We start from the raw sequence: 14,586 nt of genomic DNA, 5'->3' as shown, positions 1-14,586 counted from the left end.
AATTATTATTTATAAATATGACTGATCGGTCATATTTTTGATAAAAAAAATTAGACGCAGTTTTCGTCTATTAAATTTTTGAGGATTCGGCAAATAACTTCCATTTTATCATTATTTCCAGACATTCTCGACATTAAATGACCGCCTTCAAGCATTGCAAAAAGTGCCGTTGCAAAATCAGATGGAACAAATGTTTTTTTGAATTCTCCGTTTGCAATTCCTTTTTCAATAATCCCGGAAAGCAAAACCTGACCCGAACGTATAACTGCATTTACTTTCTCTTTTACGATTGGATTTGTGTCATCAGCTTCAGTTCCAAAATTTAAAAGCGGACATCCTCCATAAACCGGCGGCTGAAGCGGATCACTAAAAAAATCAATGTAAGCAAATAATTGCTCTCTTGAAGTTTTGTATCGACTTAAAGCAGTTTGAATTTTGGTGTTAAGCATTTTGATATTATAATCAACAGCTGCACAGGCCAAAACTTCTTTATTTTCAAAATGAACGTACATGCTTCCTTTAGACAATTTGGTAGCTTCCATAATATCGCTCATAGAAGTTGCTGCAATTCCTTTTGTATTAAAAATAGGAGCGGCTTTTTCTATAATAAATTGTTTGGTTTCTTCACCTTTTGCCATGATAGCTTTTATTTAACGAGACAAAGATATGACCGATTGGTCATATTTGCAAATAAAAGCAGATTTATTTTTCAAAAAATATTAAAATCTCCCTGTTTATGAGGGATTAGTAAGGGCTGTGATTAACTTTTTTTGTTCCGGATATTCAGCAATCAGTGTATTGCGGTCTCCTAAAAAGTAGTCTTTTGGATTAAAAGGCGGTGCCATTGACACACCCATTAAGCTCCATGAATGTTTACTTTTAATTCTGGAACCAATCCAGGTTCCGCCCGGAATTACTTTCATGGGTTTTCCGCCTTTAGTAATATCATTACTAAAAATACATACCTCAGATTTTGGAGTATGACCTTCAGGATATAATAAAAGCATTTCTACAGGTTTTCCCGCATAAAAATGATACAACATATCGCCTGTAACTTTATGCATAATAGAGCAGCGTGAATTATCCAGAAAATAATAAATGGCGCTGCAAGGTGAATTTTCTACGGGCGGAATAGGATAGGTATTTGCAAAATAACCGCCTTCGGTACTGTTTAACTGTAAATTAAGCAGTTTAATTATTTCAGATGCTGGTGACATAATTTAGATATTTAATGGTTTGTTAGAAATAGTAAATCCCCGAAGATTTATTCAAAACTTCGAGGATTTGGGTTAGTAAGTGATTAAACTCGGGTTCGGTTTATAGGACTTATATCAGTAAGTTCTTTTGTTGGATTAAAAGTTGAACCAACACTTTGCTGGAAATTAAAATAATTGTTTGGATCAACTTTCTTTTTAATTTCTAAAAGGCGTTTGTAATTACTTCCATAATATTGTTCAGCCCAATTGTGCTGCAGTGGGTCAATATAGTTTACATAGGCTCCGGTTGAATTTCCGGCATCAGATAATCTTTCGAAGAATTCATACGCCCATTCTACATTTTTCAATGTATCGCCGGGTTTGTCTAAATCCCAGATCGATTTAATTTCCGGAATAAAACGGCTGTTTCTGTGTACATACGCTGTAGCATCAGCAGCAACATTTTCGATTGCACCGCCGGCATGTGTCCAAACGGCAAAACTTTCTGCAGATGGCGCTTTGCTCATTGATTCTATAATAACCTTTGCCACTTTATTATTCATTCCGCCTTTAGGAAGTACCGTCGAACGGATATACGAACTTCTTCCGGCAACTCTTGTCGTGTAACCGTTATAGAATTCCCAATCAGGAAGCGTCATATTAAATAAATCGGCATTGATTGGTTTTAGTTTCAAAAGTCCCTGAAGCAAATCAATTCCTTCGGCACCATCACCATTAAAAACCGGAGTTAAACCCAGCACTTTTACATTCGTAGTTTTATCAATCAAATCTTTTTGATTTCCCATAAAACCATAAACAGCCATTGCATTTGGAACGGTTTCAACCCAGTCGTTGTAATAGCCCAAAACATCTTCGGCCATTTCTAACGGATAACGAATTTGTCCCACTAACATTTTTTTGCTTAATGGTTTACGAACTCGCATTTCCATTTCGACTACAATTCCAAAATTTCCACCACCGCCTCCGGAACACGCCCAGAAAAGATCAATATCTTCTGCAGAAGTACTGTGAACACCAATATGGCGTAATTCTCCGTCAGGAGTAACAATCTTTAAACTTTCAAGATTATCGATACTCATTCCGTACGAGCGTGAAACAAAACTATAGCCGCCGCCAAGCATAAATCCCGGAGGTGCAACAGTTGGGCAGCCGCCGCCAACGGGAATTAACCCCGTGTTTGTTAACTGCATAAATTTGTAAACATCGTACCAGATTACACCCATTTCTGCTGTAACCGTTTCTTTTTTAGGATTGAATGAAATTCTGTTTAAATTTTTCATGGCAATCACAACTCCGCCTTCATTAAGACAATATCCGGCAGCGCTGTGTCCGCCGCCTTTTATTGAAAATTGAAGATTGTTGGTTATGGCAAATTTTAATCCCAGTCTAACATCTTCAACTACTGCCGGAAAAATAATTAATCGCGGTCTGAACTGAATTCGCCCATTATCAATTTTTATAACGTCTTCATATTCTGAATCGCCCGGCTGAAGCACGTAACCGCTCAGTTCACGAACTAATTCCTGAATTGCTGTTTCTATCATGATTTTTAGTTTTTGGGGTTAATTGTATTTATCTGGTAAGCGAATACACTTTTGACTGATATTTTATATAAGAATCAAAAATGTATGTGTTGTCGATCATTCCGGCAGTTGCGGGGAAAAATTCGTCGTGTTTTTTGCTTTTCAGATATTCATCGTACGCCTTTTTACTTTCGTAAATAATAGAAACCGCAACATCAAAATTTCTAACAGAAACATTTCTTTTAATATCGGTCAATCCGCCAGTTGTAAATAGCTGAATTCCCGGATGCCCTGATAAATATTCTACACAGATGTCTGTAAATTTTTTAATATTTTCTGCTGATTTATCTTTTAGCGAGAAATACAGGTCGTGAAACATACTTTGCGGATAATTTCCATCGGCACCTATAGTTTGTGGTTCCGATGAATTTCCTCCAATAATAAGATTTGTAACATAAGCGTCCATAACACGTCTTGTTGTGCCCGGAACCCATCGGTTTACATCAATAACAAACTGATTGTGTGCTGAATCATTTGAATTATAAACATTAAAAGCATCTTCATTTACAAAAAGCTGATGCATCGCAATGTCGTAATTAAGATCGTTTTCAGGGCGGACCATATCGTCAGCCCTTACGCCAATCCAGAAAGAAATCATCCCGACAGATTCAGAAAGATATTGTCTGGCTTCGGCCATGTAAGCTTCTACAATGCCCGGAGTATTACTTGTCCCTAAGTTAAAGTACGTGCTGTGCAGTAACATAGGGGCTTTATTAGTATTTTCCATTTTAATCTCTTTTAAATGTTTTTAAAGACTTTCTTCAGAATTTATGATTCCTGAAGACGAAGTGTTGCTACAGAAATGTGCGGCCATTTAATTTCTACAACGCTTCCATCTGGGGCAAAAACGGGGAAATCAAGAATTACGGTTTGTGTATATTGCAATTGAAGGAAAGTCGAACCATCTGCATTTTCGACAGTTTCTATCCAGAAAATTGCAGAAAGACTATTGGCATTAGCGTTTACGTTTACAAACGGGATATTTGTAATTCCGCCCACCGGAGCTGTTGCGCCCGGAGTTGCCACGCCGTCAATTGGGTTTGCATCTAAAAAGATGACAACCGTTTTAGTAATGTTTTGTCCTTTAATGGCGTTTTCTAAAAGAATATTCGGATTCATGATTACTTCTTTCGGAATTCCCGGAGGCGGAACAGCATTTACCAATTGCGATAAATAAGTTTCGCTTGTATCGTTTACTCTTTTTCCATTTACAATAAAAAACGGAGTAGGATCAGCCACTTCAAATTGCGGCGGCCCATCTACTGTGAAAAAAGTTCCTTGCGCTAAAATTGAATCTCCGTGCGGAATTGAACCTAATCTGGCGATACTTGGCTGTACCGCCGGATCAGTGCCACTTGGAAGATTTAAGAATAATCCCGTTTCTAAATGAATTCCGTTTTGACCGCTCGGAAGATTCACATCGTCTACCTGCTGTAAATAATGAAGCCCCTGAAATGCGATATCAGCCTGTGCATTTCCGCGGTTGATAATGTCACCTCCAATAGAAGAAAATGTAAACGTTTCTGCAGTTGAATTTAAGATGATTTTGAATTTATCAGCCGGAGGCGGACCCGGTTTTGCCTGGTTCATATTTGGAACTTCAATAATATTGAATCCGGGACCAACCCAGGTTCCAACCAGTGTTTCTAATACACCAAGATTAACAGGCTCTGTTTGTACAGCCTCGGCTTTAAATTTTGATTTTAAACCTTTGTTTACTGGTTTTGCTTCTAACTTTTCTAAACCTGACAGGTTCAGGTTTGCTAACGGATTGTTTTGTTCTAATGCCATTTTATTTTTCTTTTATTTGATTGTTTTTGATGGGTTAAATTGTTTTAGGATTTAAAGCGCTTTTCGGCTGAATCCCTGTATCTGAAATAATACTTCAGTGGTCATGAAAACATTTGGCGGAGTACTAAAATCACTTAGAAATAAATCGCCGTAGTTCTTTACAAATTCTGTAAATATGGGTCCGTTTACATGTTTAAAGAATGCATCTTGGTTTTCATAAACTTCCCAGAAAATTACCTGACCTTGCGGCGGAGTTGGAAGACTTTTCTGGTTGAAATCCGGAACATGAACCATATACAATAAAGTTTCCGGTTCATTTTCCTGAACGTCTTTTGCCAGTTGTACTAAAGCTGCTTTTGCTTTGTCTTCATTTCCGGGCAGAATGGTCCATTTTGCTTCGAGTGGGTAATACATAGTTTTTTAGTTGTTAATTGTTAATGGTTTATTGTTAATGGTTTATTGTTAATCGTTAATTATTATGTGCCGTTAGGCACTTTATATCGGTAGAAAAAAAATGCGTTTAAATAATTCAAATGTGCCGTAGGTACTAAACCGCGTAGCTGCGACACGCTAATGAACTTCGGATTTCTTTTTTTTCCGATATTTTGTGTCTATTGACACATTCAAACTTTTAATTCATAACTAATAACTCATAACTCATAACTCTTGACTCTTCATTTAAACTTCAACATATTCAAATGTCGGTCCTGCGCATTCGCCATTATCAAGCGGAATGTTTAATAATTCCAATGCTTTATATTTAAGTTCATACATTACAGTAATTCCTTTGATAAGAAGTTCAGGTTCACCGCTCACCGCATCGTTAATTCCGTTTAGGAGCTGTACGTAAACTTTATTGAAGTCTTTTGCTTTTTCCAATAATTCGGGATTGTTTTCGTAATCTTTCATTTTTGGATTGGCTTTCATATTGTAAACAGAAGACCAGCTTACTGTAAATGGTTTTCCTGTCGGAATACTTTTTACAGGCATTTGAAAATTGGTGTCATTGGCGCTGTACATTCTTCCGTAACAGATTTCCTGAAACTTAAAATAGTGTGCATATTCAATATCTTCTCCAAATAAAACCTGCTCTGTAGCAATAGTTCCGTCGATACCTTCACCTTGACCTACGATTTCGCCAATTGCTTCTTCAGCATCTTCATAGTTTACGACTTTGGTGATTTTTCCACCGCTTCCGTAATAATGTTCAGGTGTAATTTGACGACTTGGGTCTCCAATGAAAATTCCTTTCTTTGTTGTTTTCTTTGCTTCTTCATTTAAACGAAGTAAACCGTAACGAATCGCTTCATAAAACTGACCAATACTATCGAAGTTTTTAGTTATTGGTGCTTTAGGATCTGATGGTCTTTCGATGGTAGAAAATTCATCCAAAGCTTCTCTTGAGAATTTTAAAAGATGAACTTCAAACGGAGGAAAACCTTTTGGAACTTCAGGAACAATGCCCCCAGGAAGCGGAGTAGGATATACCGGAATAATGTCTTTTACATTAAAAAGTTTATCACCTTTTTTGATTGTTTTTGGATCTGTAATCGCATTAAGAATGTTTGATACCAAAACCATGTGCAGCATTTCTTCTACCACAACACTTCTGATAAGAGCTGCTGCTTCGACATTGCTTCCTTCTTTAATTGTATAAAGTCCGCATAAATAAGGAGGAATTGTTGAAAGTTCTAATTTTAAAGCAGTTCTCAAGCAATCCTGAAGATGTTTCAAATCTTTGATGTAATTTTTTACATCTCTTTTTGACATTTTCAATGATGTTTTTAATGTGCTTTTTTTGGCCGCTATTGCAGGCGCATCAATATTGAATTCATTATCAGCAATAAAGGCATTATCTGTAGCAACAGAGTAAACCTCTTCGTTAATATCCAAATCAGCAATTGGTTTAATTAGTTTTTGACGATTTGGATTGTTCTTTTGAAATAATTTATTTTCCATAATAGTTATTGTTCAAGTTGTTGAAGGATGGCTTCTGCCGCTTTAAAAGTCAAAGCAGACATAGTTAGAGTTGGGTTTGAGGTGCCAAGAGTCGGCATATTTCCACAGCCAACCAGGTAAAGATTTTCGTGATCCCACGTACGCATATTAGCATCTACAACAGAATCGTCTTTAGTGAATCCCATTCTGTGAGTTCCTACAATGTGTCCTGCACCTGCAAATGTGTAGCCCTTACCTTTGTAAGTCACATAATCAGGATCAGTAGGATTGTAAGAAGTAAAATCTTCGATACCACACTGACTAAACATTTGCTCAGAAACAATTCCTGTTGCTTCAAAAGCTTTCAGCATATATTCTGTTGCTTTATAATGAATTACAGGTCTGTAATTGCCAATGTTATCTTTGTATTGAGGATCGATAGTAACACGGTTGTCAGGATCTGGAGCCTGCTCGCATTCGAAGTGAGTAAAGAATTGACGTGTTACATTGTTTTCTAATGCAGCACGAAGTTTTTTTCCGATAATACCTTCGTTTACAGCATTGATAACATTAGTTGCAGGTGCACCTGTTGGCCAAGCCCAGCCCCAGTTATCAAGTGGCAAAATCCATGCAGCGTGATCTTTACGGAATTCTCCATCTCTAAAAGTTGGAATGTTTGAAGTCGAACCCGGACCTCGATATGGATAAATAGGATCTTTTGCTAATCCCCATCTCAAAACAGTCATGTGATCCATTAAATTACGACCAACCTGATCGCTGCTGTTTGCTGCACCTGAAGCCAATAATAATTTAGCATTTTCGATAGCACTGCAGGCCATTACATACAAAGTTCCTTTAGCAGTATGTGTTTCATATTCAGAAGAACTTCCATTGATGTAGGTTTTATATTCCACACCGTTAATCCAGTTTGAAGTTTCATTAATTAACAATCGGGAAGCTACGGCTTGTGTTTTTACAACGAGATTTCCCATATCACATTTTTTGAATGTTTTTATAGCGTTGTATTTAGCCTGAACCGGACAAATTGGTACACAGCTGGCATTTCCTTCGCAGCGCTGTCCTGTATACTGATCCCAGTTTGAACCAACCGGATCGTAATTTTCAGCGTCATTTTTTATAATATCTAATGTTTTTGTGGCACGATTCCATTCGACACCGCTGATATTATATTTTAAGTTAGGGATTGAATTTCTTCCCTGTGGCGTACTGATGCAATACAGTTTATATTCTTTGTCATTAAGTATAATTTTACTGTTTTTGTCAATTACCTTTTTCATGACACCATCAAGATAGCTTGTTGGAATTTCTTTCATTGGAAATACATAATCTTTCCCAAAAATGTTTTTTTGTTCAATGGGATAATTTTGATCATCTATATTTCCGGAAACACCAATTTCGTTTTCAGCCATTTGATAATAGCGAGACATGTCTTCATACTTAATTGGCCAGTCTACACCAACTCCGTATTTAGATTTCATCACAAAATCATTTGGCAGCATTCTAAGCGTTGTTCCAAGCCAGTGCAGAGTAGTTCCTCCGGGCGCTCTTGTATTGTCACTCGCGAAAGGAATTGGTCCCATTTGTACCAAATATCCTTTTGTAGCAGGACGATTTTTAGGTATTTTCTCGATATCAAGAACATTGATTGACTGTGCATCTTTAATATTTGGATAAGGCGCATTCGGAACTTTTGCAGAAGCATTATAAAATGTATTAAGATAATCCTGATAGTTTCTATAATTAGCATCCTGATCCATTGCCATACCAGCTGAAAGACCTGCTTCCAGCATTAATACTTTCTTACCAGCATTTGTAAGTACCTTAGCTATTATTGACCCCGCGATTCCAGAACCAACAATTACTACATCATAATTATTTTCCATTTGATTATCTTTTTGATTAAGAATTTTTTACTGTCAGCGGAAGTTCAGCCCATGAGCCATAACCAGGTTGTTTCGCTCCGGGCGGATGAGTATGGGCAGCATTCCACATAAGTCCCTGAATGTATGAAGCAGATGAAATTACCTCGCTTCCCCAGTTTCCGGTATACCAAAGGATAATGATGTTTTTAGCCAGACCATTATAAGCAGAATCAGCCAGATATTGCGAAGCCAGTATATCTTCAATTTGTTCTGGTTTATAAGATTTGTCATTTAAGAGTGCATACACATCAACAAAGAAATAATCGATGTCTTGTTTGTCTGTGTTCTTTTGAATCGTGTTGTAGTAGCTTTCGAGCATTCCGGTGGCTTTGAGTTCGGTTTTAGTGAAACCGGTAAGAATAGCCGAAATCTCTAAAAAGAGCTTTGTTTGGGAAATAGGTTCCATGTTAGTTTTTTGGGAGTTAAAGGGTTAAACATTGTTTTTGTTGATTATTTTTTGATTAATGTTTAAGTCCAATATGCTAACAAGTACGATAAGTATAGATGCAGTTATTTCTCCGATAGTAAAGGCTGGATATACTATTGGCTGTTTTCTGCAAATTTTGAAGTTTAAGCAGTAGCACTTGCTTAACCTCGATACGTTAGTATTAGTTTTTATATTGAGCTTTGTTTTTTCTACTAAAATTACTTGAGATACAAAGCCGAGATTGAGAAATTGACATAAGAGTAAGATTTTATGTCATAAAAGGTTTGTTTTTTGGTACGAAAAGTTTTGAAAATTTATAAGAGGTGTTAAAACTTTGATTTAATGATTTTTATGTTTTTTATGTAAAGTGTTGAAAGTAGGGATATATATTTATTAAGTTTTAAGATATAAAAATACGAGGAGTAAAAAATGCCCCGAAGGGGTAAAATATTTATAGATTTTAATGAAAAACAAATAAAAAAGCTCCAGAGGAGCGACATATATTTATAATCTGATATATGTCGCTCCTCTGGAGCTTTATATTGTAAACGTCATTTTTTGCTATAAATATTCCGCTTCTCCGAAGCTAAAACAAAAGGGCTGTTTCGATGTATGAAACAGCCCTTTTAAAATTTGAAGAAATCCTAAGAAATCTCCATTATAATTTATTTACTTTTTGATCTACAATTTTGCTTACTCTGTAAACTAAAAATATAGTAAGCAGCATAATTCCAGAAGCTACCATTGCGAGAATATCGTAATGTTCAAGTGGTGCATAACTGTCTTTTTGATAAATGATTAATCCCGCGATTACAGCTCCAAAACCTCCGGCCATTTGCTGCAAAGAAGAGTTGATACTCATAAACGCGCCGCGATCCTGCGGATCAGGAATAGCAGATGTTAAAGTTGTCGACGGAACCATTCTGCTCATAATTGTCGCCATCATAAATACATTTATAGTCAATACAACGTAAAATGGTGTTGGGCCAAAATGCGAATAAATATTAATTAAAATCACAGCAGATACAGTAGCAAATGCAAAGATTTTGAATTTATTTACTCTGTCGCTTAATTTACCAATAAACGGCATGGTAATAAGAGTTGCAATTCCGGTAATCATAAACAATAAAGGTAGTTCTTCATTAGTTACTTTAAGATTGTTGATGGCAAACGCACTTCCAAAAGGCATCATCATAAATCCTCCAACAGAAAGCAGGGCAGTAGCTAAAAAACCAACCTGATAATTCTTTTTAGAAACAGTATGAATTAAGTGCATTATAGCAGTTTTCTCTTGTTTTAAGTGTAAATGTTCCGTAACAGGTTTCAATCTGATGTATAAAATTATCGTAATAATGGCCGCCATAGCTGCGATCCATAAAAACGGAACGTGCCAGCCCCAGGCATTGGCAATGTATAAACCAATCGGAATTCCGAGAACCTGACTTACACCAAATCCCATTTGAATAAATCCCATTACTTTTCCTCTTTGCTGTAAACTGAATAAATCTGCCACAATTGCAAGAGAAATAGAGCCAATTACACCGCCAAATAAACCGGTAAATACACGTGCCGCAACTAACAGATAAAAATTAGGCGCCAAAGCACAAAATAAAGTTCCGATTGTAAAACCGATATAAAAGAAAAGTAACAATTTTTTTCTATCAAATTTATCTGCAAATCCTGCTGTTAACAATCCCGAAATTCCGGCACTGAAAGCATAAGCAGAAACGGCTATACCAAATTGAGAAGCCGTAATTTTTAAAGTTTTCATCATAATATCTCCAAGCGGTGACATTACCATAAAATCGAGCACAACCGTAAATTGTGTCATGGCTAAAAGAAATATAACCAGTTTTTGATAGCCATTAAAACCTGGTGTCTGAGTTTGTTTTTCGTTCATAAAATTATTGTAATTCTTTGCAGTCAAAATCGTGAAAATTCAATAAATCGATTATCTGGGCTGCATTTAGTTTTTCGCTTATAACTCTCAATACGCAGTCAATATCTTCCTGATCAATAGTCCATTGCAGAATAGATTTATTGGCGTTTAAGAATGTTGCGATTTTGTTTTTACTGGATTCAGTTTTTATATTAGTTGCAAAAATCAATACATTCATAACATAAAATTTAAGGTGTTAATGCTTTTATCACGAGTCTAAAAGCTTCTTGTTGAATTTCCTTTGTTAATGTAAATGGAGTGGTACCCCCAAGTCCTTTTCCTTTTTCATGAAAACGAAGCAAGTTATATAAAGGCCCGTAGGCAATGCTCCAGAATACTTCTTTAGTTACAGGTACAATTTCCTTTCTTTCAATTGCGCCGTGTAAAAATTGCATCATGATTTCTTTTAATTCCATCAAACTCTCGTTTACGATGTGTTCACCGTAATTCGAATTTTGAAGAATTTCCCAGCAGGCAATCTTATCAGTGTTTTTCAGCATAAACTCTGATCGATTTTCCCATTGCTTGGCCAGACCTACTGCAAAAGGCATATCTGGTGAGAAATCTTTAAGCGAACTTTTAAAAAAGTAAGTTCCCATTTCAGTTCCAATTTTTTTGATCAGATCCTCCTTGTCAGCATAATAAATGTAAAGTGTCGCTACAGAAATGCCGCACTCTTTGGCGAGTTTGTTCATTGTAAAGCCTTCGATACCATACTTTACAATCATTTCTATAGTTTTCTCTTTGACTAATTCTTCTTTATTAATGTCTCGGGTTCTCAAATTGAAAAGGATTTAATAGTGAATTGACTCTGCAAAGATATAATAATAAATGAATGTTTATTTAGTTATGAATATTTTTTTTCATTTTTATTAGAAAAAGTAAGAAACCGAAAATTTAGTATGCTTGTTTATTGCCATATATTTTTACTATTTTACTTCTGACGGTTTTCATAAATAGAGAATACTCTGTAAGGCAAAACTTTAATTATTTAGTAACTTAATTATTGAAAAATGAGAAAAAACAACGATTTTGGTTTGTTAATACTTCGTATTACAATTGGACTTTTAATGCTGCTGCATGGTATTTCAAAATTCAGCGGCGGATTAGAATTTATAAGTGGAATGCTTGTTGAAAAAGGACTTCCGGCCTTTTTCGCTTATGGCGTTATAATAGGAGAGGTTTTGGCTCCCATTTTAATTGTAGTAGGTTTTAGAACCAGAATTGCGGCTTTGATTTATGCATTCAATTGTTTGGTAGCAGTTTTAATGGCGCATAGTCAGGATATTTTCAAAATAAGCGATCACGGAGGATGGGAATTAGAACTTCTGGGGTTATATTTCTTTACAGCTCTTGCTTTATTTTTTACCGGAGGAGGAAAATTTGCCCTTTCAAAAAACAATAATTGGGATTAAAAACAACAATTAAAATTAAAAATATACAGCGGCCATTGTGCCGCTTTTTTTATGATTTTATTAGTAAGAAAGTCAGTAAAATCAAGGATAGTAAATAATTTGAATTCTAATGTTATTCTAATGTTGCGATGAAAATTTAGTTTTAACTTGCACCCCGGAATTTATTTTTTTGCAATGCTCAACAGAATTAAAAATAGCCTTTTATGTAAATGCCTTCAGGCGTTACTAATCGGCTATTTTTTAATGAGCAGTATTAATATCTCCAGTACTTTTAGCCGAATTATAAAAGAGAATACTGAAACTCATTCGGTTAAAGGAATTACCTGTAATTTTTTAAAGAAGATCTTTAAGTGCGACGGAATTCCGGAAGAACTGGACGATTACGAAACAAAAGATACAAAAACTACAAAGCTGGCAAAAGGGATTCCTTTGCTGGAATATCTTGTGCCGCTTGATGCTTCTGTGCCGGGTTTTTATTTTCAAAATGATCTTAAAGGAAAAAACTATATAGACAACCCGATTTTCTCATTTGGGTTTCATGGTAAGATACATTTACCGCCTCCTCGACATGTAATATAAGTATTTAGTTTTGATTGGATTATGAAAATTTTTGTAATCCTGAATGCGATATTTTTCGTATATTAACATCTATTAATCTTGTATTTATATATAAATTCATGACACCTTTAAAACGTTTTTACAACTTACTCGCTTTAGACAAACGCGACGTATACCAAATTATATTTTACGCAGCTTTTGCGGGGTTGGTCAACCTCTCTCTGCCATTAGGAATTCAGGCAATTATTAATTTTATTCAAAGCGGACAGCTTAGTGTTTCGTGGATAGTTCTGGTTTTTCTGGTTACTATTGGAGTTGGTTTTGGCGGAGTATTGGTTATTTTACAATTGCGAATTGTGGAAAACCTGCAGCAGCGAATTTTTGTTCGTTCGTCTTTTGAATTTGCTTACAGAATGCCTTTAATTAAATTTAAAGAGATGTATTCTGAATACGCGCCTGAAAAAGCCAACCGATTTTTTGATACCCTTATGGTTCAAAAAGGGACTGCAAAACTTTTGCTGGACTTTTGTACAGCCTTTCTGCAGGTTGGTTTGGGGATTATTTTACTGGTTTTATACCATTCGTTTTTTACCGTAATCGGTCTTTTGTTTATTGTTATTCTGTATATCATTTTTAAATTTTCTTACAGAGATGGTTTAGAAACGAGTCTTAACGAATCTAAATTCAAATATAAAGTAGCGGCTTGGCTTCAGGAAATTGCTCGTAACCGCGAAAGTTTCCGCAGAAAAGGCGGTTTTGATTATGCATTAGACAGAAACGATGGTTATGTGAGTCAATATGTCAATTACCGTGAAAAGCACTTTCAGGTAATGAAAAAACAATACATTCAGCTTACGATTTTTAAAGTAATTGTTACGGCTGCTCTTTTGTCGATTGGTGGTTTTCTGGTAATTCACCATCAAATGAACATTGGGCAGTTTGTAGCAGCTGAAATTGTGATTGTACTGCTGATTAATTCTGTAGAAAAAATCATCTTTGGGTTAGAATCTTTTTATGATGTATTGACTTCTTTAGAAAAAATAGGTCAGGTTACGGATATGGAAATTTCATGCATTCCAAAAACTTCTGTCATAACTGAAACAGGAATTACAATCGAAACCGAAAGTATTGCTTACAACTATCCGGAACACAATAAAAAATCCCTTAAAAACATTAACCTGAAAATAAATCAGGGAGAAAAAATTATTTTAAGAGGAACAAACGGCGCCGGAAAAAGTACTTTATTACGATTGCTGGCAGGTTTACTTGAACCGGAAAGCGGAGCAATGTACGTGACCGATAATTTTATGAATCGTCTCGATGAAGATAGTTACAGAGCGCAGGCCGGAACTCTTTTACAGGGCGATACACTTTTTGCAGGAACGATCAAAGAAAATATTCTTTTTGGAAATGAAGCCATTAATAACGATGATTTAAAATGGGCGTTAGATAATGTCAATTTAACACCTTATATCAAAACTTTTCCGAACGGACTGGAACATCAGATTCATCCGGGCGGACGTGAACTTTCTGCTTCTGATGTTCAAAAAATCCTTTTGGCAAGAAGCATTGTAAACAAACCTAATATATTATTCCTTGAAGATCCGGTTGATAAAATGGATGAATTGACTTCGGGTAAAATTGTTGATTTTTTACTTTCTGAAGAAAATGACTGGACGGTAATTGTTACTTCGAAAAATGACATCTGGAAAGACAAATGCAGCCGTATGATAACGATCGATGATGGAAAAATTATTAATGACATAAAGCTTTAA

At 35.7% G+C, this 14,586-nt stretch carries 15 protein-coding genes; 3 read left to right on the top strand and 12 right to left on the bottom strand.

Going from position 1 to position 14,586, the window contains the following annotated elements; translation table 11 throughout:
• Window positions 1-50: 50 nt before the first annotated feature.
• From ABDW27_RS01940 to ABDW27_RS01885, 12 genes are all read right to left on the bottom strand, one after another.
• Window positions 51-638, bottom strand: a complete 588-nt coding sequence (locus ABDW27_RS01940; protein ID WP_343694370.1) for a TetR/AcrR family transcriptional regulator — start codon at window positions 636-638, stop codon at window positions 51-53.
• A 96-nt stretch (window positions 639-734) separates the two neighbouring features.
• Window positions 735-1,217 (bottom strand): cupin domain-containing protein, encoded by a 483-nt coding sequence (locus ABDW27_RS01935; protein WP_343694369.1) that lies wholly within the window; start codon window positions 1,215-1,217, stop codon window positions 735-737.
• A gap of 83 nt (window positions 1,218-1,300) precedes the next feature.
• Complete coding sequence (locus tag ABDW27_RS01930; RefSeq protein ID WP_343694368.1) at window positions 1,301-2,761, bottom strand: FAD-binding oxidoreductase; 1,461 nt, start codon at window positions 2,759-2,761, stop codon at window positions 1,301-1,303.
• Window positions 2,762-2,789: 28 nt separating this feature from the next.
• Entirely contained in the window at window positions 2,790-3,527 is a 738-nt protein-coding gene (locus ABDW27_RS01925) for a Dabb family protein (protein ID WP_343694367.1), read from the bottom strand.
• 41 nt (window positions 3,528-3,568) lie between these two features.
• Window positions 3,569-4,591, bottom strand: coding sequence for a heme-binding protein (locus ABDW27_RS01920; protein ID WP_343694366.1), 1,023 nt, complete (start codon window positions 4,589-4,591; stop codon window positions 3,569-3,571).
• A gap of 51 nt (window positions 4,592-4,642) precedes the next feature.
• Window positions 4,643-5,005, bottom strand: coding sequence for an antibiotic biosynthesis monooxygenase (locus ABDW27_RS01915; RefSeq protein ID WP_343694365.1), 363 nt, complete (start codon window positions 5,003-5,005; stop codon window positions 4,643-4,645).
• Between the two features lie 264 nt (window positions 5,006-5,269).
• Window positions 5,270-6,550 carry a ferritin-like protein gene (locus ABDW27_RS01910; protein WP_343694364.1) on the bottom strand — a complete coding sequence of 427 codons (1,281 nt, stop codon included), beginning with the start codon at window positions 6,548-6,550 and terminating at the stop codon, window positions 5,270-5,272.
• A 5-nt stretch (window positions 6,551-6,555) separates the two neighbouring features.
• Entirely contained in the window at window positions 6,556-8,433 is a 1,878-nt protein-coding gene (locus ABDW27_RS01905; protein WP_343694363.1) for a GMC family oxidoreductase, read from the bottom strand.
• Between the two features lie 16 nt (window positions 8,434-8,449).
• Window positions 8,450-8,878 (bottom strand): hypothetical protein, encoded by a 429-nt coding sequence (locus ABDW27_RS01900; protein WP_343694362.1) that lies wholly within the window; start codon window positions 8,876-8,878, stop codon window positions 8,450-8,452.
• 679 nt (window positions 8,879-9,557) lie between these two features.
• Complete coding sequence (locus ABDW27_RS01895) at window positions 9,558-10,799, bottom strand: MFS transporter (RefSeq protein ID WP_343694361.1); 1,242 nt, start codon at window positions 10,797-10,799, stop codon at window positions 9,558-9,560.
• Between the two features lie 4 nt (window positions 10,800-10,803).
• Window positions 10,804-11,016, bottom strand: a complete 213-nt coding sequence (locus ABDW27_RS01890) for a hypothetical protein (protein ID WP_343694360.1) — start codon at window positions 11,014-11,016, stop codon at window positions 10,804-10,806.
• 10 nt (window positions 11,017-11,026) lie between these two features.
• Window positions 11,027-11,620, bottom strand: coding sequence for a TetR/AcrR family transcriptional regulator (locus ABDW27_RS01885; RefSeq protein WP_073417573.1), 594 nt, complete (start codon window positions 11,618-11,620; stop codon window positions 11,027-11,029).
• Between the two features lie 231 nt (window positions 11,621-11,851).
• Between ABDW27_RS01885 and ABDW27_RS01880 the strand changes: the two genes are divergently transcribed.
• From ABDW27_RS01880 to ABDW27_RS01870, 3 genes are all read left to right on the top strand, one after another.
• On the top strand, window positions 11,852-12,253 hold the full coding sequence (locus tag ABDW27_RS01880) for a DoxX family protein (protein WP_343694359.1): 402 nt from the start codon (window positions 11,852-11,854) through the stop codon (window positions 12,251-12,253).
• Between the two features lie 243 nt (window positions 12,254-12,496).
• A complete protein-coding gene (locus ABDW27_RS01875) occupies window positions 12,497-12,832 on the top strand; it encodes a hypothetical protein (RefSeq protein ID WP_343694358.1) in 336 nt (111 codons plus the stop codon).
• A gap of 98 nt (window positions 12,833-12,930) precedes the next feature.
• The gene (locus tag ABDW27_RS01870) at window positions 12,931-14,586 is read left to right on the top strand and encodes an ABC transporter ATP-binding protein (protein ID WP_343694357.1); all 1,656 of its coding nucleotides are present in this window, start codon (window positions 12,931-12,933) and stop codon (window positions 14,584-14,586) included.

Source organism: Flavobacterium sp. (assembly GCF_039595935.1).
Taxonomy (GTDB): domain Bacteria; phylum Bacteroidota; class Bacteroidia; order Flavobacteriales; family Flavobacteriaceae; genus Flavobacterium.
The sequence above is the reverse complement of the archived record's forward strand: the minus strand, read 5'-3'. Positions and strand labels throughout refer to the sequence as shown.

Coding starts and splice junctions, on each gene's coding strand:
- ABDW27_RS01940 (WP_343694370.1), bottom strand. CDS start 638: ATGGCAAAAGGTGAAGAAACCAAACAATTTATTATAGAAAAAGCCGCT.
- ABDW27_RS01935 (WP_343694369.1), bottom strand. CDS start 1,217: ATGTCACCAGCATCTGAAATAATTAAACTGCTTAATTTACAGTTAAAC.
- ABDW27_RS01930 (WP_343694368.1), bottom strand. CDS start 2,761: ATGATAGAAACAGCAATTCAGGAATTAGTTCGTGAACTGAGCGGTTAC.
- ABDW27_RS01925 (WP_343694367.1), bottom strand. CDS start 3,527: ATGGAAAATACTAATAAAGCCCCTATGTTACTGCACAGCACGTACTTT.
- ABDW27_RS01920 (WP_343694366.1), bottom strand. CDS start 4,591: ATGGCATTAGAACAAAACAATCCGTTAGCAAACCTGAACCTGTCAGGT.
- ABDW27_RS01915 (WP_343694365.1), bottom strand. CDS start 5,005: ATGTATTACCCACTCGAAGCAAAATGGACCATTCTGCCCGGAAATGAA.
- ABDW27_RS01910 (WP_343694364.1), bottom strand. CDS start 6,550: ATGGAAAATAAATTATTTCAAAAGAACAATCCAAATCGTCAAAAACTA.
- ABDW27_RS01905 (WP_343694363.1), bottom strand. CDS start 8,433: ATGGAAAATAATTATGATGTAGTAATTGTTGGTTCTGGAATCGCGGGG.
- ABDW27_RS01900 (WP_343694362.1), bottom strand. CDS start 8,878: ATGGAACCTATTTCCCAAACAAAGCTCTTTTTAGAGATTTCGGCTATT.
- ABDW27_RS01895 (WP_343694361.1), bottom strand. CDS start 10,799: ATGAACGAAAAACAAACTCAGACACCAGGTTTTAATGGCTATCAAAAA.
- ABDW27_RS01890 (WP_343694360.1), bottom strand. CDS start 11,016: ATGAATGTATTGATTTTTGCAACTAATATAAAAACTGAATCCAGTAAA.
- ABDW27_RS01880 (WP_343694359.1), top strand. CDS start 11,852: ATGAGAAAAAACAACGATTTTGGTTTGTTAATACTTCGTATTACAATT.
- ABDW27_RS01875 (WP_343694358.1), top strand. CDS start 12,497: ATGAGCAGTATTAATATCTCCAGTACTTTTAGCCGAATTATAAAAGAG.
- ABDW27_RS01870 (WP_343694357.1), top strand. CDS start 12,931: ATGACACCTTTAAAACGTTTTTACAACTTACTCGCTTTAGACAAACGC.